A 22,329-nucleotide genomic window follows, 5' to 3' on the forward strand; every position below is an offset into this window, starting at 1 on the left:
AGGGGAACGACGTTTTCAGACTCCCGGGAGAGCTTCGAGCAGGACCACCACCCGCGTCCCGTCGCCGTTTCCGCCGGCCTCCACCGAAGCCCAGGCGAGGGTCCCACGGATCTGGCCGATGGCCTGCTCCTCGCTGGGGTGTCTGCTGAGATCCTCGAACTCCGGCCGGCCCACGATCGTTCGCAGGGCCTCGAGAGCGGCCGCGACGCTCTCTTCCGCCGGAAGTTGCCCGGCATCCAGCCGATACCACGCCACCGACAGCGGGCTTGCGCCGAAGCGACCCTGGTCGAGCAATCTCCAGGATTTCGGCCAGGGCACTTCGGGCGGGGCCTCGGGCGGGGTGGCGAGAGCTCCGGCGCGTGGCCCGCCTTCCGGGAAGAGGGCTGCGCCCGTCGGGGCGTCCTCCGCTCCGGCCCGCCGGTCAGCGTTGTCGGCAGGGCCGCAACCTGCGGCCAGGAGCGTCGTCAGCAGAAGCGATGCGAGCCGGGCGCTGCGGAATCCCATGGCCCGAGCATGGCACGAAGCCCCCCGGCTCCGCCATCGCCGGGGCGGTGTTTCCCGCGCGGCAGGGACCTATATTCGCCGGGAAGGTGTGCGGGACCGCTGAACGGCGGCGCGAGGAGACCGTGCGGACGACCAGAGGAGTCGAGACCACCCCCGTCATCGAAGCGGGTACCGAGTTCGCCGGAGGATGGCGGGTCGAGCGGGTATTGACGGAGGTTGCCGGCCTCGAAGCCTACTACGCCGTCGATGGCGCCTACGGGCGGGCGATTTGCTTCCTGCTGCCGCCCGACGCTCCAGACCCCGAACTCGACGAGGAGGCCGCCGCAGCCTGGGGCACGACGCGCTGCATTCTGAGAGATCCGGTCCTCGGACGTATCGTCCTCGATGAAGTGCCCGAGGGACCTCTCTTCGCCGACCGGCTCGCGGAGGGCTGGACTCCCGGCGCGGCCTTCCTCGATCCGATCAGCACCGTCCTTCGCCGGGAGCACCGCCGGGGGCGCTGGCACGGTCAACTGGCGCCCGATCGTGTGGTTCTGGGAGCGGACCACGTAGCCATCGCCGGGTGGGGACTGTGTGACGGGGACGCTTCCGATCTCAGGGCGCGGGACCTGGCAGGTCTGGCCGCCCTCTCCGGTCACGCCGATCGCTCCAGGGGCGGCGTCGGAGACGCCGGGCCCGGGGGCTCCGACAGGTCGGTGTCGCCGTCGTCCGCGGCCCTCTCCGCGCTCTGTGCCGCGATGGCTTCCGATCATCTCCCGACCCTGCGGGCGGCCCTCGATCGCTGGCGCGAAGATGGGGGAGACGAGCAAGTTCCCGAGTATCGAAGGGCGCTCGACGCCCTCGAGCGCATCGAACGCAAGGTCGACGAACACCTGGAAGCCGCTCGCCTGCAGGTCGAGCGCGGCGATCCCCTCGGGGCCGTGGCGGCCTGCCGGGAGGTCGTTCGCCTGGGCGCCGAGGACCGGGCCTTGCCCCTGATGAAGCAGGCCCGGCGCCAGGCCCGGGACATGCTCGGCGGCCGCCGGCCTTTCGTGCGCCGCGCCTGGATTGTCGCGGCGGGAGCGGTGGGGCTGCTTCTCTGCGGCCTGCTGGGCTGGTGGTTGATGGGTCGGGGCGGGGACAGTGGCGAGATCGCGCGGCAGGCGGCACTGATGGCGCGGACGCACGGGGAGCGGGCCGTGATCGCCTGGTTGCTCGATCTCAGGGTGACGGGGGAGAGTTCCGCCGAGACCGAGGCCCTGCTCACCGGGCACCTCCAGGCGCTGGCGGCCCAGGAACGGCAGAAGATGCTGGAGCTCCGGCGGGAAATCGTTTCCCAGGGGGCGAGGCCCCGCCAGGCCGATCGCCTGGCCGAGGAATCGCTCGCCCGGCTGGACGCCCTGGCCGCCGCCGATCCGCTCAGCGCTGGTTTCGGAACGCGCCTGACCCGGGTCCTGATCGACGTGGACAAGGCGGCGGCCCGTTACCGGGCGGGAGCACGGATCGACAACGCCAGCGCCCTGCGGGCCGTCGAGCAACTGCTTCGCGAAGATCCTCTCTTCGGTGCGGCTGGAGGAGAAAAACGATGAGCGGCCTCGGTGCCATGCCCGGCAGGTTCCGGTGTCCCGCCGTCTGGGTTCTCTTCGTACTCCTGGGAGTGTCGGGGCCGAGCCAGGCGCTCCGCCTGGGGAACCGCGCTGCTGCGGACAGGAGCGCGGCGCGGCCCCTGCGGGAGGTCGATCTGGTGCGCGTACTCGCCGGCGAGGTCGAGGCGGGCGCCGCCGCGAGAGCGGCTCTCGAGCGCCTGCCCGCCCGCTGTCGACCGAGTCGGGCCCTGGCGAAGGAGGCCTGCGACGACGATCTCCGCTGCGCCTGGCTCTACGCCCGGGGCGAGGTGGTCCGTGCCTGGAGCGCTGAGGTGGCGCGGGGGCGGAAAGATGCGGCGGCCTGGCTGCACCGTGCGGCGGACCGCCTGGCCGCCGGCGGGGCCTGCGGGCGCGGGGCGGCGCGCCGGGGAGCGTGGGAAGCCGATCGCCGCCAGGCGGCCGTGGATGATGGACGGGTTCAGCTGGCTCGGTTGCTGGAAGTGCGCCGACGGACCCACGCCGCCCTGCTGGCGGGAAGCGTCGCGCGCAGGGTGGAAGCGCTGGTGGCGGCGGCTCGTACGCAGGGTCTCGGGGCCGTCGATCCTCAGGCCCTCGCCGCCTTGCGCGGCGAGATCTTCACTGCCGCCCAGCGTGGCACGTGGTTGCTGGCCCACCCGGGGCTGGATCGGTTCCGCAAGATCCTGCAGGGGCTGTGGCAGCCCGCGGGGGGCATGCCCCAGGGCTGCGGAGACGAACTTTTCCGGCCCGATCTGCTGGACGACCAGTGGCGCGGCTACCTGGTGCGTGAGGTCGTCCCCAGGGCCCTGTCCTGCCTGTCCGACGGTCTGCCCCGGGCCCTGGCCGGCAAGGGGCTGGCGCCCGCGGATCCCGTCGCGGGGAAGGATGTGGCCCGGGCTCTCGAGGCTCTCGCCCGGCGGGATTCCGGCGGACGCCATTTCTCGAGGGATCCTGCTCTCGGAGCCCGAATGGAGGCACTGGAAAGGGCGTTTCGCGCCGGGCGGCAGGTGGCCTCGAGGCCCGTCGCCGCGACTTCCTCTCCCGAGGCGGCCAGGCGGCCGGTGCCGGCACCTCCCCCCCGTCGGTCGCCCCGATCCTCGGGAGGCCGGGCTCCGCGGAAAGTCGCGCCCGCTCCCGCGAAGGTCGCCTCCCGCAGCGATCCCCTGCTGGTGAGGCGGGCGGAGAAGGTCCAGCGATTCCTGGAGACTCGGGAAGAACTGGTCGCCGCCGCCCGGGCGGCGAGGGACTCCCGTGCCCGCCGGCGTCTCGTCCAGCGGCTGGTGGTCGCCCTGCACCGCGGGGTGTGCGCCCCCCTCGAGAAGCTGGATCCCGTCGAACTCGCCGCCGCTCGGCGGGTCTTGCTCGACCTGGGATACCAGGCCGACGAGGCCGCCTGCAGCGCCAGGGAGGGGGAGGCCTACCTCGACCAGTTGCTGGAAGCGGCGGAAAATCTCCAGCGGCTACGGACGGTGGCGCTGATGCGCCGGGCGGCACGGGAGATCGCCGATCGCAGCCCCAGCCTGGCGCTGGTCACCCTCGATCATGTGCCCAAGCGCTTCCAGGGGAGTTCGTGGACCCTCCTGCGGGCCTGGGCGGCCCGGGAGGAGGGTGATCACGTGACGGCCGACCGGCTGCTCTCGCGCATGGACGAGGAAACCCTCGATCGTCTGCGCGCCAGCGGACAGGAAGAACTGGCGCGGGTGGTGGCCCACGCCTGGGTCGCGCGCTCGCCCTGAAGCCGACACGGCTCGAGGGCCGGCCGCCGGTCAGGTCGTTTCTTTCTTCACGGGAGCAAGAGTGACGGAAAGATCCCGTCCCATCATCTGGCGGGAACGGTCCTCGGGAATGCCGTGCTCCTGGACCGCTTCCACCACGCGGTCGAGCACCATCTCTCCCATTTCGGGGCGGCGCATTTCACGCTTGCGGTACATCACGGTGACGCGCACCTTGTGCCCCTGGTCGAGAAACTTGATCACTTTCCGTGTCTTGGTTTCGAAGTCGTGTTCATCGATGGCAGGCCGGTACTTGATCTGCTTGACCTCGACCTGGTGCTGCTTTTTCTTGGCGGCCTGAGCCTTCTTCTGCTGCTCGTAGTTGTACCGCCCGTAGTCCATGATGCGGCAGACGATGGGTCGGGCATCGGCGGCGACTTCGACGAGATCCAGGCCCTTGGACTGGGCGATGGAGAGGGCTTCTTCGACCGGGACGACGCCCACCTGCTGGCCCTCTTCATCGATCAGCCGGACGGGGCTGATGCGGATCATGCGATTGATACGGACCTTGGGTGGGCCCTGACGTTCTACGATTCCTGGTCTTCTCATCCGGTGGCTTGCGTCCTCCTTGGCGCCCTGGGCGGGCGCTGGTTCAATTTTTGCGCCGGGCCTTCGCCATGTCCGGCCAGACGCCCCATCGTATCATCATCTCCGGCCTGCGCCGGTACTTTGCGGAGAATCTCGGTCCTCGGCGGCCCGGGAGCAAGGGGGCTCGGGTAGGAGAAAAATGAGCGAAGCCAGGCGGTTGCTTTCCTTTGGCGCCGGGCCGGCCCTGTGGCCCGACCCGGTTCTCGAAGAGGCCTCCGGCGGTCTGCTGCCCGGCGCCGGCGGGGGGCTGTCCGTTCTCGAGTGGAGCCATCGGGGCGGGGCCTACGGCCAACTCCACGAAAGGGCTCTCGAGCGGCTGCGCCGCCTGTTGGGGGTCGGGCCGTCCCACGAGGTGCTCCTGCTTCCGGGAGGAGCGACCCTGCAGTTCGCCATGGTGCCCGCCAACCTCCGCCCACCCGGGAGAAGCGCCGACTACCTGGTCACCGGCCACTGGGCCCGCCGGGCCGCCCGCTACGCGGCCCTGACGGGGGCCGTCAACGTGGTGGCCAGTTCCGAGAGTGAAGGCTTTGCCCGGATTCCTCCCCCCGGACAATGGGCTCTCGATCCCCGGGCGGCCTACTTCCACATCACGACCAACAACACGATCGCCGGCACACAGCTCCATGTACTGCCGTCTCCGGGGAAGGTCCCCCTGGTGGCCGATGCCAGCTCCGATATTCTGCTGCGGGAACTGCCGGTGACGAACTTCGACCTGCTCTACGCCGGGGCCCAGAAGAATCTCGGGCCGGCGGGCCTGGCGGTGGTGGTGATTCGCCGCGCCCTGCTGGAGGCGGCGGAGGGCATGCCCGAGGGTGTTCTCGGCTACCGGGATCATGCGCAAAGCGGCTCTCGACTCAATACCCCGCCCACGGCGCTGGTTTTCCTGCTGGAGAAGATGCTGGCTTGGATCGAGGCCGAGGGGGGGAGGTCCGAGATGATCCGGCGCGCCCGGGAACGGGCCGCCTTGATCTATGGGGCTCTCGACCGCCATCCGGAGGTCTACCAGCCCTCCGCGCGGCACGAGGACCGCTCGGTGGTGAACGTGGTCTTCCGCCTGCGCTCGAAGGATCGGGAAGAGGCCTTCATCGAGGCTGCGGCCAGGGAAGGCATGGTGGGGCTGGCGGGACATCGCACGGTGGGGGGGCTGAGGGCCTCGCTCTACGCGGCCATGCCGGTGGACGGCGCTCGCCGCCTGGCGGCCCTGATCGATGCATTCGCCGACCGGGAGAGGCGTTGACCCCTCCGCGGTCGGCGTGTCGTCAGTCGCCGAAGTGGATTCCCTGGGCCAGGGGCAGATCGGGGGAGTAGTTGAGCGTACAGGTCTGGCGACGCATGTAGGCTTTCCAGGAGTCGGATCCGGATTCGCGTCCGCCGCCGGTCTCCTTCTCGCCACCGAAAGCGCCGCCGATCTCGGCGCCGGAGGTGCCGGTGTTCACGTTGGCCAGCCCGCAGTCGCTGCCGGTGGCCGATGTGAACGTCTCCGCGGCGAGGAAGTTCGTGGTGAAGATCGCCGAGGAGAGGCCCTGGGGAACTTCGTTGTTGACCGCGATCGCGTCGTCGATGTCGTCCACTTCGATCAGGTAGAGGATCGGGGCGAAGGTCTCCTCGTGGACGATGGGCAGGTCATGGGCCGCGCGGACGATGGTCGGCTCGACGAAGAAGCCCGGCCGCTCGAGGGCCTTGCCGCCGCAGAGGATTTCGCCCCCCTGCTCGCGCACCTTGTCCAGGGCGTCGAGCATGTCCTGGACCGCCCGCTGGTTGACCAGGGGGCCCATCAGGGTCGCCGGGTCCAGGGGATCGCCGATGCGCACCTGCCCGTAGGCTGCCAGCAGGCGTTCGGTCAGGTCGCTGGCGATCCCCCGTTGCATCAGCACGCGCCGGGTGGACGTGCAGCGCTGACCGGCGGTGCCCACCGCTCCGAAGAGGATCGAGCGGGTCGCCATGCCCAGGTCGGCGTCATCGAGCACGGTGATGGCGTTGTTGCCTCCCAACTCGAGGATCGTCCGTCCGAGACGGGCGCCGACCACCTCGCCCACATGGCGACCCATGGGAGTCGAGCCGGTTGCGGAGATCAGCGGAACACGCTCGTCGCGGATCAGGGTCTCGCCCACGGTCCGTCCCGGCCCGATGACCAGGTTGAACAGGCCCCAGGCGTCGTGGCGCTCCATCACCTCGTCGCAGATCTTCTGTACGGCCAGGGCGCACAGAGGCGTTTCGGAGGAGGGCTTCCAGACCATCGTGTCGCCGCAGACCGCCGCCAGTGCCGCGTTCCAGGCCCAGACCGCCACCGGAAAGTTGAAGGCGGAAACGATGCCTACCACCCCGAGGGGATGCCAGCGCTCGATCAGGTGATGCCCCGGCCGTTCGCTGGCGATGGTCAGCCCGTAGAGCTGGCGGCTGAGGCCCACGGCGAAGTCGCAGATGTCGATCATCTCCTGCACTTCACCTTCGCCCTCGGCGAGGATCTTGCCCATCTCCAGGCTGACCAGGGCGCCGAGTTCGCTCTTTTTCGCCCGCAGGGCGTTACCCAGGTCGCGGATCACCTCGCCCCGGGCGGGGCCCGGGCGCCGCCGCCAGCCGTCGAAGGCCTGGTGGGCGGCGCCGATCAGGGCGGTGGTCTGTTCGGCGCCGGCGCAACGCACCCGGCCGAGCACCTCGCCGGTGGCGGGATTGAGGGACTCGAGGACGTCACCGGTGGCGCGCTGTTCGCCGGCGAGGCCTCCGAGGCCGTCGAGAACATCTCCGGAAAGACCCAGAGACTCGAGAATCTGACGCGGGTCCATGTGATTTCCTCCCAAGGGTGGAGGAGGATTCTATACTTGGCGGAGAGCCGCGCCACGATGCCCCGGGTTCCTCTCGGCCGGGAGCGAGGAGAGCAGGAATGAAATCCGCCCGCCGCCGGGCCTGGACACACGCTGGGGCCCTTGCCGCACTCGTCTTCCTGTCGATCAGCCTGGTCGGGTCGGGGGGCTGCGCCGGTGGTCCTCCACCGGTCTTCGATCGTCCCCCCGCCATCGGTGGGCACCTGCTGCTGCTCGCTCCGCAGCTCCGGCTCGGGGGGGCTCGCCTGGAGGTGGCGGCCGAAGACCTGGGCGAGCTGCTGGACAAGCTGCTGAGGGAGGGGTTCAGCGGCCGGGGGGTGTCCCTGGCCCGGGAAGAGCCGGCGATTGTCGACGCCTTGCGGCAGAGGCTGACGGCCGCCTGGGCCCAGCACAGGGGCTCGTCGTCACGGCGCTGGCGCCGGGGGGCGATTCTCGACCTGGGGGAGGCGTCTCGGGCCCGGGGCGCTGCCAGCGTCGCTTTCGCGGTGCTTTCCGTCTCGGGGGAGTCTTCAGACCGGGGGCTGCCCCTGCCCCCCGACGAGATGATTCCTCTACCCGACGAGCGTGCCGACTACGAGTTGCTGCGCCCGGGGAGCGCGGGCTCGGCCACGACCCTCGAGCTGGACCTGATCCTGGTGGACCTGCCCACCGGGGTTTTGCGCCTGCATCGACGGGTGGCCTACCCGCTGATGCGTCCCGGCCAATGGGTGGACGCCCTCGAAACCCTGGTTCGGGAAGCCACCCGCGGCCTCCAGCCCCGGCACTCCTGACGCGCCCTCCGACCGGGTGCGCGGACCGGCCCCGTCAGTGGCCCGGGGCCGCCGGGGGATCTTTGCCCGCGGCCGGCGGTGGGGAAGCCTCTACCTATGAATGGCTCGATGAGGATCGACCGCTGTCGCCGGACGCCCAGAGACCGGGAATCGGGGTCCCGCAAGTCGGGCAGGCGCCCTCGACGAGGTGTCGGCGGAGAACCGTCAGGCCGTGGCGTTCGATCAGCAGCGTTTCGCAGGCAGGGCAGACGGTGGATTCGGCTCCCGTCCTCCCGGGCAGGTTGCCCGTATAGACGTAGCGCAGCCCCGCCCTGCGGCCCGCATCGACGGCTCGCAGGAGGTGACTGGGGCTGGTCGCTCCCCGGTCGGTCATCCTGTAATCGGGGTGAAAGGCCGTGACATGCCAGGGGATGTCGGGCGAGATGGCGACGAGGAACTCGGCGATCTTTCCGAGTTCCCCGGAGCTGTCGTTGAGGCCCGGAACCACCAGGGTGACGACCTCGAGCCAGAGCCCGATGTCGTGCACCCTCCGGATCGTTTCGAGCACGTTGTCCAGTACGGCGCCCAGGCGCCGGTAAACCCGGTCCTGGAAGGACTTCAGGTCGATCTTGACCATGTCCAGGCGGGGCGCGAGGAACTCGAGCGCTTCCGCCGTTCCGTTACCGTTGCTGACCATGCCGGTCAACATCCCCCTCTCGCGGCAGAGGTCGAAGACGTCCGCCGCCCACTCCGCGGAGATCAGGGGCTCGTTGTAGGTGCTGACCACCGCCGCGCAGCCGTGGCGCGAGGCCATCGAGGCGATCTGGTCGGGGGCCATGGGAACGATCTTTGCGGGATCGCTGGATTCCCGGGGGGCCTGGGAGGTGATCCAGTTCTGGCAGTAGCCGCAGTGCATGTCGCAGCCGAGCAGGCCGAAGGAGAGGGCCCGTGATCCGGGCCGGACGTGGAAAAACGGCTTCTTCTCGATCGGATCCGCCGCCAGGCCTCCCGCCACCCAGCCCCACGGCACCTGCAGCGCGCCGCGGTCGTTGAAGCGGATGCGGCAGATGCCCGCGCGACCGGGGCGGATCAGGCAGCGATGGGCGCAGGCCACGCAGTGCAGGGCTCCCGGCTCCGCGGCGGGCCTGCGCAGCTCGTCGCGCCGCCGGGTGTGAGCGCGCAATGCCGTTTCCAGTGAAAGGCCGGAGGAACCGGTTTCCATGGGCGCCCTCCGTAGCACCCCCCGGTCCCATTCTACTCCGAGTCGACGCTGGCGACGGCCTTGATTTCCTCTTCGCTGTGTCGGTCGCCGTCGTAGCCCAGGCGGCGGGGCTTACGGGATACGATGGTCTCCAGGTAGACCGGTCGGCGCCAGATGCGGGCGATCGACGCCAGCACTTCCTGCGCCCAGTCCAGACGCAGTTCGACACCCTCGTGGTGATGGACCAGGAGCAGTTCCGCCCGATTGCGGTAGTTGCCGTCCACGATCTCGATGATCGGCGTGCCGGCATTGGTCAACTGGAAGAGCAGGGCCCGCTTGACCTTCTCGAATTCGCGGGAGGCCAGCACCCAGGCCTCCTGGCGGGGGTCCCGTGCGAAGGTGAAGAGCTTGTGCTGGTGGCAGAATTCCGGGGTCAGAAACTCATCGATGAAGCTCAGGTCGGAGTGGACCTTGCGCACCTCGAAGATCTTTTCCCGCCCCAGGCCGGTCTCCCGTTTCCAGTTGGCCCGTTCCGCCATGTCGTCGCAACTGCGCCATTCGGGGCCGAATCGTCCCGTATTCCAGCGGAACTCGATGTCCCGGAAGAGCTCGAGGCCCAGCTTGTAGGGGTTGAGTCGGCCCGGCTGCACGGCTGTGGTTCCCGAGTGGTGATCGGCGAAGTCGATGATTTCGGTGTCGTCGAGCAGGTGCCGGGTCAGGATCGTCGTGTGCCAGTAACTGGCCCAGCCCTCGTTCATGATCTTGGTCTGGCGCTGGGGCAGGAAGTAGTAGGACTCCTTTCGGATGATGTCCAGCACGTCCTGCTCCCAGTTCTCCAGCGGCGCATGCTTGAGCAGAAAGCCGAGGATGTCCCGCTGGGGGCGTGCGGGGAAACCGCGACGCTGTTCACGCTCGCGTTCCAGCGCGGCACGCTTGCGCTCGATGTACTCCGGCGGGTTGATGAAGGCGTCCATGTAATCCTTGGCCTTCAGGCGCTTGACTTCGATGGGCGCTTCGGAGACGTCTTCGATCCGACCCAGGCCGTACTGCTGCTCGAAAGCCGCGTGGGGGTCGATCAGGTCTTCGATGGCCAGGCAGTCATCGAGGAAGCGTTCGATCTTGTCGATTCCGTGCTGATCGCGGTAACGCCGTACGCGTGTGGCGTGGTTGGCCATCGCGTCGATCATCCGGCGATTGGTGTTGGAGAAGAAGACGTTGTGTTTGAAAAAATCGGCGTGGCCGTAGACATGGGCCATGACCAGCTTGTGATCGAGAAAGGAGTTGCCCTCGAGCAGGTAGGCGTAGGTCGGATCGTTGTTGATCACCATCTCGTAGATCTTGTGCAGGCCGTACTCGTAGGATTTATCGAGTTGCTGGAACTCCATGCCCCAGCGCCAGTGCGGGTAGCGGATGGGAAATCCCGTATAGGCTGCGAGCTGGTTCATCTGCGCATAGTCGACCATCTCGAAGATGACGGGGAAAGTGTCGAGTCCGTAGCGGGTGGCGACGGCTTCGACTTCCATTTGCAGTTCGGCGAGTTCCCGCGGCAGCGTCATCGCTCATCTCCCCGTCGAAAGAAACGAACGAATGGCTTCGGGAATGCCTTCCTTGCCCTCGATCACCGTGAGCACCACGCGCTCGTCTTCACCGAAGGGTTTTTCGAGATCGTGCAGGTACTGGCCCGATCCGTAGGGGCTTTCCACCTGGCCGTAGGCGAAGAGGTTGAGTTCCGGGAGAAGGTCCTCCGCCAGCAGTTTGACGCAGGACTCGGTGTCTCCCTGGGACCAGTTGTCGCCGTCGGAGAACTGGAAGAGATAGAGGTTCCACTCCTCGGGAGGAAAGCGGTCCTGGATGATTTTCTGCACGAGGTGGTAGGAGCTGGAGATCACCGTGCCGCCGCTCTCCCGGGTGCTGAAGAAGGTGTCCCGGTCGACTTCCCGGGCCTGGGCGTCATGGATGACGAAGACTGTTTCCAGGCCGCGGTACTGGCTGCTCAACCAGGTGTCGATCCAGAACGAAGCGATGCGGACGATTTCTTTCTGCTCGTCTCCCATCGATCCGGAGACGTCCATCACGTAGATGATCACCGCGTTGGCCTGGGGCTGGGGATGGGTCTGAAAGGTCCGGTAGCGTTTGTCTTCGCGGATCGGGATGATGATCGGATTCTTCGGATCATAGACCCCGGCGGCGATCTGCCGTTGCAGCGCCCGCCTGAAGGTGCGCTTGAAATGCCTGAGGGACTCCGGTCCCGCGTGGGAGATCCCGGTGTAACGTCCCGAGTGGGTTTCGATGTTCTTCTTGCCCCGGGGTTGGATTCGAGGCAGCTCGAGTTCTTCGCCCAGCAGTTCCGCGAGTTCCTCGATGGTCAGATCGACCTCGAGGATGTGTTCGCCGGGCAGATTGCCGGCCTTGCCCCGGCCGTCACCCTGCTGGCCGGCAGGTCCCAGAATGCTGCCTTCCTCGCCTTCTCCCTGTCCGACGTGCTGTTGACCGCCGGGGGAGTGGACGAAGCGTGGGGTTTGAATCCGCGGCAGGGGAATGGAAACGATGTTCTTTCCCTTGCGTCCGAGCATCTCGCCGCGCGACATGAAGCGCCGCAGCTCGTCGCGGACCTTGCCGCGGACGATTTCGCGGAAGCGTCCGACATCGGTGTCGATCTTGAGGGCCACGTTCTGTCCCGCCCGTCAGTCCGTGTCCTTGGCATCGCCCCGGGCAAAAATGCTCGCGACGAAATGCAGCACGTCGGTGGCGCTTTCGTCGTTGTAGCCGTAGTCCTTGATCAGGCGCGCCTTGACCACGTCGATCTTCTCCTGGGTTTCCTTGTCGACGATGGAGGTCACCAGGGAAGTCAGCTTGATCGTGTCCTTCTGGTCCTCGAAAAGCTTGAGTTCGAGAGCCTTGTGCAGTCGTTCGTTGGAGCGGTAGTCGAACTTCTTCTCGTCCACTGCAAGGGCGCCGATGTAATTCATGATCTCCCGCCGGAAGTCGTCTTTCCGGTTGTCGGGGATGTCGATCTTTTCCTCGATCGAGCGCATCAGCCGTTCATCGGGTGGCTCGTCCTGGCCGGTGTAGGGGTTGCGGACCTTTTCCCGCTGGGTATAGGCCTTGACATTGTCCAGGTAGTTGGCGCAGAGCCGGGAGATCGCCGCCTCGTCGGCGGCGATGGCCCGCTGCACCTCGTTCTTGACGATGTCTTCGTACTCCTTGCGCACCTCGGCGAGCAGTTCGCGGTAGCGCGCGCGATCCTCCTCGTTGCTGATCAGCGAGTGGTGGCGCAGTCCCGCTTCGAGTTCGCGGAGGACCATGAAGGGGTTGATATGGTTGGCGGTGTCGTCCACCAGCGCGTTGGAGATCTTGTCCTGGATATAGCGCGGCGAGATGCCGTCGAGCCCTTCGCGGGCCGCACTCTTGCGCAGTTCCTTGACGTTGTCTTCGGTGTAGCCCGGAAGGGTCTTGCCGTTGTAGAGCTTGAGCTTCTGCATCAGCGTCAGGTTGTGCTTCTTGGGCTCTTCCAGCCGCGTCAGCACGGCCCACATGGCGGCCATCTCGACCGTGTGCGGGGCGATGTGCTTGCCGATGCGCTCGTTGTTGAAGTCTTTCGCGTAGATCTTGATCTCTTCGCTGAGCTTGGTGATGTAGGGAATGTCGACCTTCACCGTCCGGTCCCGCAGGGCCTCCATGTATTCGTTGTTCAGCAGCTTGCGGTACTCGGGTTCGTTGGTGTGGCCGATGATCACCTCGTCGATGTCGGTCTGGGGGAACTTTTTCGGCTTGATCTTGTGCTCCTGGGAGGCGCCGAGCAGGTCGTAGAGGAAGGCGACGTCCAGCTTGAGGACCTCGACGAACTCGATCAGGCCGCGGTTGGCGATGTTGAATTCGCCGTCGAAGTTGAAAGCGCGGGGATCGGAGTCGGAGCCGTATTGGGCGATCTTGCGGTAGTTGATGTCGCCGGTCAGTTCGGTGGAGTCCTGGTTCTTCTCATCCTTCGGCTGGAAGGTGCCGATGCCGACGCGGTCCTTTTCGGAGAGAATCAGCCGTCGGACTCGAATGTGGGCCAGCACTTGGGCCAGGTCGCCCTCGAAGCGCTGCATCAGCTCGCTGAATTGCTGGCGGCAGAAGGGACAGAGATCGCGCTCGATGCGTACCTGGTAGTCGGAGCCCGAGGCGTTGAGTTGTTCGACGACCGCCGGGCGAGTGGATTCCGGCAACAGGTGCAGCGGCTCCTCGTGCATCGGGCACCAATCGACCGGCGCGCCGGGGTCGTCGGGCTTGGCGGTCCAGCCGAAGGTGTAGAGCATGCCCTCCTGGGAGCGGGAGTAGGCTTCGAGCCCCTTCTTGAGCAGCCGGACGATGGTGCTCTTGGCCGAGCCTACCGGACCATGGAGCAGGATCACGCGTTTTTCGGTGCCATAGCGCCGGGCGGCGGACTTGAAGATGTTCATCAACTTCATCAGCGAAATGTCGAGCCCGAAGACACCGTCGATGCCGCCGCCGAGAGGGTCGTCGAAGAAGTGGTAGTGAGTCATCCGCTTCTTGTTGTCGATGTACTCGGAAGTACCGTAGGACATGATCATGTCGTAGAGGCGCTCGTGGGCGCTGCGCGTGATGCGGGGTTGCTCGCGCACCATGCCGAGGTAGTCGGTGAAGGATCCGGTCCAGTGCTGCTTTTTGAACTGCTCCCGGTTCTGTGCGCTGGTGATCGCCTCTAGAATGCTCTTGCCGGTGTCTGTGGTGGCCATGGTCTGGGCTCCTGTGGCTCGGATTCTCCGGCGGGGCCGCACCGGTCTCGCGGGAGTCCGCGCTGCTGCGGCAGCTTCACTTCGAAGATAGCTTTTGGGAGAAACCGGGGCAATGCAAAAGAGTTACGACACGGGGGCCGCGCTCCGCGGGGAAGGCGCGGTGCTGGTGCTGGAGGGGGCGCTGCATCCTCCGGGCGTGGCCCTGGTTCGCCGGGGCGAGGTTGTCGCCGCGGTGGATGTCAGCCGGGAGAAAGGCCCCAGCGGGGGGCTCGGAGCGGCCGCGGCGGCCATGCTGGTGCGGCCGGAGGCCCGGCGGCTCTCGGCCGTGGTGGTGGATTGCGGGCCGGGATCGTTCACCGGGCTGCGGGTGGCCTTGAGCTTTGCGCAGGGATTGATCGCCGGGATCCCGGGGCTGGCGGGCTTGGGGGTCGATGCGCCCCGGGTGCTGACTTTCGGCGCCGGGCTGGGCTTTCCGGCACTCGTGGCCATTCCCTGGGGGCGTCTTCGCGTCTTGCTCGCCGAGGCGGGGATAGACGGCAGGCTGCGGGGCGAGGTGATCGCCCGGGAGGCTCTCTCCGGCCGGGGAGCGATCGCCGGCCGGGACGTGGCCACCACCGCCGCCGGGGCGTCGCTCGATTTCCCGGCCGGTGTGCAAGCCCATCCGCTGAGCGTGTCTCCGGTGGCCGTGCTGGCGGAGATGGTCGCCGGAGGCTGTGTGCCCGCCTCCGCCTGGCGGCCCCTGGAGCCGGTCTACCTGGTGCCACCCGATGCCGTGCTGCCGGCTCCCGCCCGGGTCGCGTCGTCCCCGGCGGCGGTGACGATCTTCGGTCCCTCTCGGCTCGCGGCCCTCGAGGCCTTGCTCGCGGCAGCCTTTGAGCGTCCCTGGAGTCGGGCCATGGTGCAGGAGGAACTGGCCGATCGGGACGATCGACGGGTCCTGGGGTGGCTCGACCGGGACGGGTGCGTCGGTGCGGCCATCTTCTTGCGCCGGACGGGGGACAACCTCGAGATCCTCAACCTGGCGGTGCATCCTGATTATCGTCGGCGGGGCCTGGGGCGTCTTCTCGTGCAGGAGGCGATCGGGCGCGCGCGGCAGGAGGGGCTGCGGCAGGTGGACCTGGAAGTCTCCGAGGCGAACGTGGCAGCCGTGCGGCTCTACGAGACGGAGGGTTTCGTTCCGGTCGGGAGCCGGCCGCGCTACTACCCCGACGGCAGCGCCGCACTGCTGATGAGCCTGGTGCTCAGACGGGCTTCGGAGCCGGGATGAAAGCGGCTTTTCCAGCGGTGGGCCCGGTCGGGGCGGATCTGCCCAGCTGCCGGGCGCTGTGGTAGCCTGCGGAACCGGAGGAAGACTGCCAGATGACCATGTTTGCACCCGCGGACTCGGGGAGGGCTTCACCGCGCCGCATCCCCATCGCCCGGGAGGGATGGCCTTTCGTCTTGACCCCGCTGGTGGCGGCCGGGTTCGCCCTGCTGGCGGGGTGGGTCTGGGCGGCCGTGGGATGCGGTCTGCTTGCGGCGGCTTGCGCGGCTTTCTTTCGCGACCCCGATCGCCGCGTCCCGACGGACCCGGCCCTGGTGCTCGCTCCCGCTGACGGGAAGGTCACCCGGGTCGAGAGGGCGGCCGACGGTCGACTGAAGATCTCGATTTTTCTCAGTGTCTTCGATGTTCACATCAACCGCTGCCCGGTGGCCGGCAAGGTGCGACGGGTGCGCTACCTGCCGGGGCGCTACCTGGCGGCCAACTTCGAGGCCTCTTCCGCGGAGAACGAGCGCAACGAGGTATGGCTCGAGACCGAGCGGGGAGAGGTGCGGGTGACCCAGATCGCCGGGGTGATCGCGCGCCGCATTGTCTGCCGGGTGCAGCCGGGGGACGAACTCGCCTCGGGCGCTCGCTTCGGGTTGATTCGTTTCGGGTCGCGGACTGATCTCGATCTGCCTCCCGAGGCCATGCCCCGCGTGCGACCGGGTGACCGGACGCGGGGCGGCCTGACCACGGTGGCCGTGTGGGCCGGCGGGGACGTCGCGTGAGCCTCGCGCCCCCGAAACGGCCGATTCGCGGCCGCTTGCGTGGTGTGGCCGGCTATCTGCCCGGCGCTCTGACCCTGGGCAACGTGTTGGCGGGATACCTGGCGATCCTGCTGGCTTCCCAGGGACGGCTGCTGACCGCGGCGATCCTGATCTTTGCCGCCGCCGTGCTGGACGGCCTCGACGGCCGAGTGGCTCGCTTGACGGGGACCACCAGCGACTTCGGCGAAGAACTCGATTCCCTGGCGGATGCGGTCTCCTTTGCGGTGGCGCCGTCGATCATCGCCTTCCACTTCGCCCTGGCGGATCTGGGCCGGGTGGGGTGGGGGGCCTGTTTCCTCTACGCTGCTTGCGGCGTGATCCGCCTGGCGCGTTTCAACGCGGCGGCGGGTGAGCACAAGGACTTCATCGGCGTACCCAGTCCCACCGCGGCGGCCGCGGTGGCCTGTCCCGCCCTGTTCACCGGTGGAGAGACGCTCGCATCCTTCCTCGTGCCGGGCTACCTGTTGCTGGTCGTCGTCATCGGCTTGCTGATGATCTCGCCGGTGCGCTACTTCTCCCCCAAGAATCTGCGTTTCGGCCCGCGGCCCTACCGGGCCCTGGCTCTCTGGGCGGCGATTCTCGCCGGGTTGATCATGCGTTACGAGTGGGTCGTGCCCGGGCTGATCCTTCTCTACCTGCTTTCGCCCCTCTTCCGGCCGTGGTTCGGTCGGCGTCGCAAGCGCGCCTCGGTCCCGCGATCCTCCGCGCCGTCCTCCTCTTCCAGGGACAAAGCCGAATGAAATTCCGGCCGGGGTCGCGTGGTCTTGCCCCTGCGGTGGCGCTGAAGCTAGGATGCCCCTCCTCGCCTCAAGGGAGTCGTCGATGAGAGCCTTGGATTCGTTTTCCCTCGATCAGTGGGAGCCCCGCCCCTGGCTCCGTCGACTCCTGCCCGTTCTGTTGGCTGTCCTGGTGCCGGTGCTTGCGGGTCATGCCCAGGTGGATGACGGTCTGGATCTCGACAATCCCTTCGACCGGGAGAAGGGCGCCGCTGTGGTCCATGCCCTCGAAGAGCGCTCCCGGATCCTGGGCCGGCTGCTCGTGGACTTCTCGCGGGAGTATCGCCGGGTGGCCGTCGAGCGGGCAGCGGTGGCCCGGGAGTTGATCGAAACCCAGGCGGAGATGGATCGTCAGGTGATTCGGGTGCGGGACCTGACCTTCGAGCAGCTCGAGGCTCTGCGCGACCAGATCGTCGAGGTCCGCCAGCGCTACGACAAGCTGGAAGTCGACTCGCGGCGCCTGCTCGACGGCCTGCGCCTGCTCTTGCTCGAGCGTGACGCCCTGGACCAGCGCATCGCGGAGATCCGTGCCGAGACGCCGGGCTTCGAAGAGATCCTGTCCGGCGTCTGGGAGGTCACCTGGCTTCCGGCGGGGACCACGGGCACTTTCTATCTCGACCAGTCGGGCACTCTCGTCACGGGGCAGTACCGGCTGGGCGCCAGGCGCTCCGGTTCTCTGCGAGGGACCTTCGTGGGCAACAAGATCCAGCTCGAACGGGTCGATGCGGAACGTGGCCGCGATGCGGAACTCGAGGGTTTCCTCGACGAGGAAGGCGGCGTGATCCGCGGCACCTGGCAGTCCTTCGAAATGGTTCAGGGGGGGCTGCCCCACGGACAGTGGGTCGCCCGAAGGGTCCGGTGAGCGTGGCCGCTTCGGCCGCCCGCGCCGCCAGGACGCGATCCGTCTATGCGCCCTTCGTGGCCGGGCGTTTCCTGCGTACGCGTCGCCAGGGCTTCGTCTCGCTGATCGGGCTGCTGTCGGCACTGGGTTTCATGGTCGGGGTGGCCTCCCTGATCGTGGCCCTGGCGCTGATCACCGGTTTTCAGGAAGCGATGATCAGTCGAATACTGGCGGCCAACGCCCAGCTCCTGGTCTTTCCGGCTCCGGGGAGGGGGGCGATCGAAAATGCCGGGCAGGTGATCACCGAGCTGAAGGCGGTGCCGGGGGTGGTGGACGCCGCTCCCGTGGTCAGCACCAAGGGGTTGATCATGGCGGCCGGCCGGCGATTGCGGTGGGTGACCATCAACGGGATCGATCCCGGGCCGGGTCTGCGCGTGACCGATATGGAGCAGACCATGGTGGAGGGGTCGTTCCACGACCTGGGCAGCGAGGCGGAAGATCTGCGGCCGCCGCTGATCCTGGGAGAGGAACTGGCGCTGGAACTGGGGGTGCTGCGCGGAGACCCGGTCACGCTCCTGGTGCCACGGCCCAAGCTGACACCGTGGGGCGTGAGCCTGCGCCAGTCGGTGTTTCGCGTGGCCGGCTTCTTCCGTACCGACTATTTCGAGTACGACTCCGGCTGGGCCTTCATTTCGCTGCACCAGGCCCAGCGTATCCTGGGCATGGGCGAGGACGTGAGCTGGATCGCGGCGCGGGTGGAAGACCTGGGCCGACTCGAGGAAATCGAAGCGCGGGCCCAGGAGCGCCTGGGAGAGGGTTTCCGGGTCGACGATATCCTGCGCCACAACCGGGCCCTGTTCTCGGCGATGAAGCTCGAGAAACTGCTGATGTTCTTCGCCGTGGGCCTGATCGTGCTGGTCGCGGCCCTGGGCGTGATCAGCACGCTGGTTTTGACGGTCATTCAAAAGGTCAGGGAAATCGGCGTCCTGGCAGCGATGGGGGCGACTCCCGGGGGCGTTCTGCGAATCTTCATCCTCCAGGGCCTGAGTACGGGGCTGGTGGGAACCCTGGCCGGGGCCGTCTTGGGGGTGGGCGCGTGCTGGGTGATCGATCGCTTCAAGTTGATTCCCCTGGATCCGGATGTCTACTACCTGTCCTATGTGGCCTTGAGCGTGCGGCCCCAGGATGTGGCGATCGTGGTCTTCGTGTCTGTGCTCGTTGCCTTGCTTTCGACGCTCTACCCGGCCTGGCGGGCCGCCTCGCTCGATCCGGTGGAGGCCTTGCGCGGTGAGTGAGGTCCTGGTCGAGGCCCGTGGTCTGTGCAAGGACTATTGCCGCCGCGGGTTGGCCGCACCTCCCGTGAAAGTGTTGCAAGATTTGGATTTCCGCTTGCTTCAAGGCGAGACCGTGGCGATTCAGGGCCAGTCGGGGGTCGGCAAGACGACGCTGTTGAACCTGCTCGGCGGTCTCGACCGGCCGGATTCGGGTATTCTCTTGTTCAGACAGGAGGAGATACCCTCGGATCCTGCGTCCCGCGCCCGGTGGCGCAGGGGGGCCGTGGGGATCATCTTCCAGTTTCATGGGCTGCTTGGTGAGTTTACAGCGGCGGAGAATGTGGCTCTCGCCGGCCTCATCCGGGGCTGGCGGCGCGCGGACGCGCTCCGGCGGGCCCGGGATCTGCTCGGGCGGCTGGGCCTGGCTGAACGGGCCGAGCACCACCCCGATCAGCTCTCCGGGGGCGAGCAGCAGCGGGTGGCCCTGGCCCGGGCCCTGGTCACCGGGCCTCCGCTCCTGCTGGCCGACGAGCCCACGGGCAATCTCGACCCCCGGACCGGCGATCGCGTCCTCGACACCCTCTTCCAGTTGCAGCAGGAGTTGGGCTTCTCCCTCGTCGTGGCGACCCACTCGGAAAGGCTGGCGCGTCGCTGCCACCGTGCCCTACGTTTGGAACGAGGCCGGCTCGTGGAGATCACCACGTTCGCCGGAAGCGAAGAACCCTCCTGACCCCATGGGACGGCTGGCGTCCCGAGACAAGGTGCGGCGATGATCGAGCAGTTCACCGAGAAGGCGAAGCGTGTCCTCTTCCTGGCCCGTTACGAGGCGACCCAGCGGGGCGCCCCCGTGATCGGGACCGAGCACATTCTCGTCGGGCTCCTGCGGGAGGACGACGGCTTGACCCGGGAGCTGTTTCACCGCAGCAACATCTCGGTGGACCTCCTGCGTGCCGAACTCGAGAGCCAGGAAGGCGCGGTACTCCAGGGCGGCCGGGGGGTCGACATTCCCTTCAGCGAAGAGGCCAAGCGCGTGCTCGAGTGCGCCCAGGAGGAAGCCCGCGGTCTGATGTCCCCCACGGTGGACGTCGAACACGTTCTGTTGGGCTTGATCCGTGTGGACGACGCTCCCGCCGGCCGCATTCTCGGCGAGCGGGGCATGCGGCTCTACACCGTGCGTGAGGACATCATCAACCTGGCCAAGCGCCTGGCATCGACGAGCGCCGAAAAGAACGGTGCAGCGGAAGGGAAGAAGAAGGAGACCCCCTTCCTCGACGAGTTCAGTCGGGACATGACGCGTATCGCCGCCGAAGGCGGTTTCGATCCCCTGATCGGGCGCGAGGTCGAGCTCGACCGCGTGATTCAGGTCCTCTCCCGCCGCCGGAAGAACAACCCGGTACTGCTCGGTGAGCCGGGGGTCGGCAAGACCGCCATCGTCGAGGGACTGGCCGGCCGCGTGGCCGACGGGTCGGTTCCCCCCTCGCTGACCGGTCGCCGGATCCTCGCGCTGGACCTGTCCCTGGTCGTCGCGGGAACCAAGTACCGCGGTCAGTTCGAAGAGCGCCTGAAGGGCATCATCCAGGAACTGGTCAATGCGCGGGACGTGATTCTCTTCATCGACGAGATCCATTCGCTGATCGGCGCCGGTTCCGCGGAAGGTTCTCTCGACGCTGCCAACATCCTCAAGCCCGCCCTTTCCCGGGGTGAGGTGCAGTGCATCGGATCGACGACTCCCCGCGACTACCACAAGCATATCGAGCGGGATCGTGCCCTTGTGCGCCGCTTCCAGCCGATCAAGATCCAGCCGCCTACCGAGGAACAGACGATCGAGGTGCTCGAGGGCATCAAGGAGCGTTACGAGCGCTTCCACGGTGTGAGCTACACCGAGGAATCGATTCGCGCGGCGGTTTTCCAGTCCAATCGCTACATCACCGACCGCTTTCTGCCCGACAAGGCGATCGACGTCATCGACGAGGCCGGTGCCTGGGTCAAGTTGCGCAAGCGGACTTCCTACCGGGCCTTGCGGGACGTGGAGCGAAAGATCAAGGACGCGGTGGAGGGTATGAAGGCGGCTCTCTCCCGGAAGGACTTCGACGAGGCGGTGACCTGGCATGACAAGGAGGTCACCCTTCGTGAAGAGGCCGAGGCGTTGCGCCGCAAGGCCGAGCAGGAAGCGAAGACCGTCATCGACGTGGTGCGTAGCGACGTGGAGGAAGTCATCTCCAAGTGGACGGGTGTTCCCATTACGCGAGTCGCCGAGAAGGAGATGGAGCGCCTGCTCAAGATGGAAGACCACCTGCACGAGCGTGTCGTGGGGCAGCACGAGGCCATCGAGGCGCTGTCCCGGGCCATTCGGCGTTCGCGGGCGGGCATCAAGAGCCCCAACCGACCTGTCGGTTCTTTCATCTTCCTCGGACCGACCGGTGTGGGAAAGACCGAGTTGGCCAAGAGCCTGGCCCAGTTCCTCTTCGACAACGAGCGGGCGATGGTTCGTTTCGACATGTCGGAGTACATGGAAAAGCACTCCGTGGCCAAGATGATCGGCTCCCCTCCGGGATACGTGGGGCACGAAGAGGGCGGGCAGCTGACCGAGCGGATCAAGCGCCAGCCCTATTCGGTGTTGCTGCTCGACGAGATTGAAAAAGCGCACCCCGACATCCTCAACTTGCTGTTGCAGGTTCTCGATGACGGGCAGGTCACCGACTCCTACGGCGACCTGGTCGATTTCAAGAACACGATCATCATCATGACTTCCAACCTGGGTTCGGCCGCGCTGGTCAACAAGAGCCGACTCGGTTTCAGCTCCGGCGAGGAAAGCCAGGAGCGTAAGGGCCGGAACGAGATGGTGATGAGCGAACTGCGGCGTGCCCTGCCCCCGGAGTTCATCAATCGTATCGATGAGATCATCGTCTTCGATCCCCTCTCCGACGAGGAGTTGCTCGAGATCTCGAAGTTGATGGTGGGCCAGCTCAATCGCACCCTCGCCGACAAGGGCATTCGCCTCGCTCCGAGGGAGGAGGTCTACCAGTGGTTGGTGCGCACGACCTGCGCCGACCGCTCCTATGGCGCCCGACCCTTGCGCCGGGCCATCCAGCGCGCGTTCGAGGACGCCATCTCCGAGAAGGTGATCCAGGGAGACCTGGTGGGGATGGGCGAGATCGAGGTGCTGCTCGGGGATGACGACACCCTGGAGTTCCGCAACGTCATGGCCACCGCGTAGGCGGCCCGCGGAGATCCCAACGCGGAGTCGAGCCCGTCCTTCCCGGCCACCCGGGCGGGAAGGGGCGGCAGGTGCGCCGCCGGAGCGGGTTCCCGCCTCCGCGTGAGCCGATCGCCGCGGGGCCGGCTCCCGGCCCGCCCCGCGGGTCGCGGTCACGACGAAAGGCCCCGGGCGCGGCAGCCGGGGGCGATTC

Annotated in this window: 18 protein-coding genes; 11 read left to right on the top strand and 7 right to left on the bottom strand. The window is 67.4% G+C overall.

Going from position 1 to position 22,329, the window contains the following annotated elements; translation table 11 throughout:
- Nucleotides 1-15 precede the first annotated feature (15 nt).
- Complete coding sequence (locus tag Q9Q40_07300; GenBank protein ID MDQ7007022.1) at nucleotides 16-318, bottom strand: hypothetical protein; 303 nt, start codon at nucleotides 316-318, stop codon at nucleotides 16-18.
- Between the two features lie 308 nt (nucleotides 319-626).
- Between Q9Q40_07300 and Q9Q40_07305 the strand changes: the two genes are divergently transcribed.
- Both Q9Q40_07305 and Q9Q40_07310 read left to right on the top strand, forming a co-directional pair.
- Nucleotides 627-2,072 (top strand): hypothetical protein, encoded by a 1,446-nt coding sequence (locus Q9Q40_07305; protein MDQ7007023.1) that lies wholly within the window; start codon nucleotides 627-629, stop codon nucleotides 2,070-2,072.
- On the top strand, nucleotides 2,069-3,823 hold the full coding sequence (locus tag Q9Q40_07310; protein MDQ7007024.1) for a hypothetical protein: 1,755 nt from the start codon (nucleotides 2,069-2,071) through the stop codon (nucleotides 3,821-3,823). The genes Q9Q40_07305 and Q9Q40_07310 overlap by 4 nt, the downstream gene beginning before the upstream one ends.
- 30 nt (nucleotides 3,824-3,853) lie before the next feature.
- Here the strand turns inward: Q9Q40_07310 and infC are convergent, their stop codons facing one another.
- Nucleotides 3,854-4,408, bottom strand: coding sequence for a translation initiation factor IF-3 (gene infC / locus Q9Q40_07315; GenBank protein MDQ7007025.1), 555 nt, complete (start codon nucleotides 4,406-4,408; stop codon nucleotides 3,854-3,856).
- 178 nt (nucleotides 4,409-4,586) lie between these two features.
- Here infC and serC point away from each other — a divergent pair, with 178 nt between their 5' ends.
- Nucleotides 4,587-5,684, top strand: coding sequence for a 3-phosphoserine/phosphohydroxythreonine transaminase (gene serC, locus Q9Q40_07320; protein MDQ7007026.1), 1,098 nt, complete (start codon nucleotides 4,587-4,589; stop codon nucleotides 5,682-5,684).
- 22 nt (nucleotides 5,685-5,706) lie between these two features.
- Here serC and Q9Q40_07325 read toward each other — a convergent pair whose 3' ends face one another.
- Nucleotides 5,707-7,230: an aldehyde dehydrogenase family protein gene (locus Q9Q40_07325; protein ID MDQ7007027.1), complete on the bottom strand. Its 1,524-nt coding sequence runs from the start codon at nucleotides 7,228-7,230 to the stop codon at nucleotides 5,707-5,709.
- A gap of 98 nt (nucleotides 7,231-7,328) precedes the next feature.
- Between Q9Q40_07325 and Q9Q40_07330 the strand changes: the two genes are divergently transcribed.
- Complete coding sequence (locus Q9Q40_07330; protein MDQ7007028.1) at nucleotides 7,329-8,039, top strand: hypothetical protein; 711 nt, start codon at nucleotides 7,329-7,331, stop codon at nucleotides 8,037-8,039.
- Nucleotides 8,040-8,133: 94 nt separating this feature from the next.
- On the opposite strand, the gene amrS is transcribed toward Q9Q40_07330, so the two are convergent.
- The 4 genes from amrS to Q9Q40_07350 are packed head-to-tail and all read right to left on the bottom strand — an operon-like array spanning nucleotide 8,134 to nucleotide 13,958.
- Complete coding sequence (amrS, locus tag Q9Q40_07335; protein MDQ7007029.1) at nucleotides 8,134-9,240, bottom strand: AmmeMemoRadiSam system radical SAM enzyme; 1,107 nt, start codon at nucleotides 9,238-9,240, stop codon at nucleotides 8,134-8,136.
- 32 nt (nucleotides 9,241-9,272) lie between these two features.
- On the bottom strand, nucleotides 9,273-10,775 hold the full coding sequence (locus tag Q9Q40_07340; GenBank protein MDQ7007030.1) for a SpoVR family protein: 1,503 nt from the start codon (nucleotides 10,773-10,775) through the stop codon (nucleotides 9,273-9,275).
- A gap of 3 nt (nucleotides 10,776-10,778) precedes the next feature.
- Nucleotides 10,779-11,888: a DUF444 family protein gene (locus Q9Q40_07345; GenBank protein MDQ7007031.1), complete on the bottom strand. Its 1,110-nt coding sequence runs from the start codon at nucleotides 11,886-11,888 to the stop codon at nucleotides 10,779-10,781.
- A gap of 15 nt (nucleotides 11,889-11,903) precedes the next feature.
- Nucleotides 11,904-13,958: a serine protein kinase gene (locus Q9Q40_07350; protein MDQ7007032.1), complete on the bottom strand. Its 2,055-nt coding sequence runs from the start codon at nucleotides 13,956-13,958 to the stop codon at nucleotides 11,904-11,906.
- A gap of 112 nt (nucleotides 13,959-14,070) precedes the next feature.
- Between Q9Q40_07350 and Q9Q40_07355 the strand changes: the two genes are divergently transcribed.
- The 7 genes from Q9Q40_07355 (at nucleotide 14,071) to Q9Q40_07385 (ending at nucleotide 22,136) form a co-directional block, all read left to right on the top strand.
- Nucleotides 14,071-15,225: a GNAT family N-acetyltransferase gene (locus tag Q9Q40_07355; protein ID MDQ7007033.1), complete on the top strand. Its 1,155-nt coding sequence runs from the start codon at nucleotides 14,071-14,073 to the stop codon at nucleotides 15,223-15,225.
- A gap of 92 nt (nucleotides 15,226-15,317) precedes the next feature.
- Nucleotides 15,318-15,989 carry a phosphatidylserine decarboxylase gene (locus tag Q9Q40_07360; GenBank protein ID MDQ7007034.1) on the top strand — a complete coding sequence of 224 codons (672 nt, stop codon included), beginning with the start codon at nucleotides 15,318-15,320 and terminating at the stop codon, nucleotides 15,987-15,989.
- Nucleotides 15,986-16,768 (top strand): CDP-diacylglycerol--serine O-phosphatidyltransferase, encoded by a 783-nt coding sequence (gene pssA / locus Q9Q40_07365; protein MDQ7007035.1) that lies wholly within the window; start codon nucleotides 15,986-15,988, stop codon nucleotides 16,766-16,768. The genes Q9Q40_07360 and pssA overlap by 4 nt, the downstream gene beginning before the upstream one ends.
- A gap of 82 nt (nucleotides 16,769-16,850) precedes the next feature.
- Nucleotides 16,851-17,666 (top strand): hypothetical protein, encoded by an 816-nt coding sequence (locus Q9Q40_07370; GenBank protein ID MDQ7007036.1) that lies wholly within the window; start codon nucleotides 16,851-16,853, stop codon nucleotides 17,664-17,666.
- The gene (locus tag Q9Q40_07375) at nucleotides 17,663-18,940 is read left to right on the top strand and encodes an ABC transporter permease (GenBank protein MDQ7007037.1); all 1,278 of its coding nucleotides are present in this window, start codon (nucleotides 17,663-17,665) and stop codon (nucleotides 18,938-18,940) included. Before Q9Q40_07370 ends, Q9Q40_07375 begins: the two co-directional genes overlap by 4 nt.
- A complete protein-coding gene (locus Q9Q40_07380) occupies nucleotides 18,933-19,649 on the top strand; it encodes an ATP-binding cassette domain-containing protein (GenBank protein MDQ7007038.1) in 717 nt (238 codons plus the stop codon). The genes Q9Q40_07375 and Q9Q40_07380 overlap by 8 nt, the downstream gene beginning before the upstream one ends.
- Before the next feature lie 39 nt (nucleotides 19,650-19,688).
- Nucleotides 19,689-22,136 (top strand): ATP-dependent Clp protease ATP-binding subunit, encoded by a 2,448-nt coding sequence (locus tag Q9Q40_07385; protein ID MDQ7007039.1) that lies wholly within the window; start codon nucleotides 19,689-19,691, stop codon nucleotides 22,134-22,136.
- Nucleotides 22,137-22,329: the final 193 nt, after the last annotated feature.

It is taken from the genome of Acidobacteriota bacterium (assembly GCA_030949985.1).
In the GTDB taxonomy this organism is placed as follows: Bacteria; Acidobacteriota; Polarisedimenticolia; order J045; family J045; genus JALTMS01.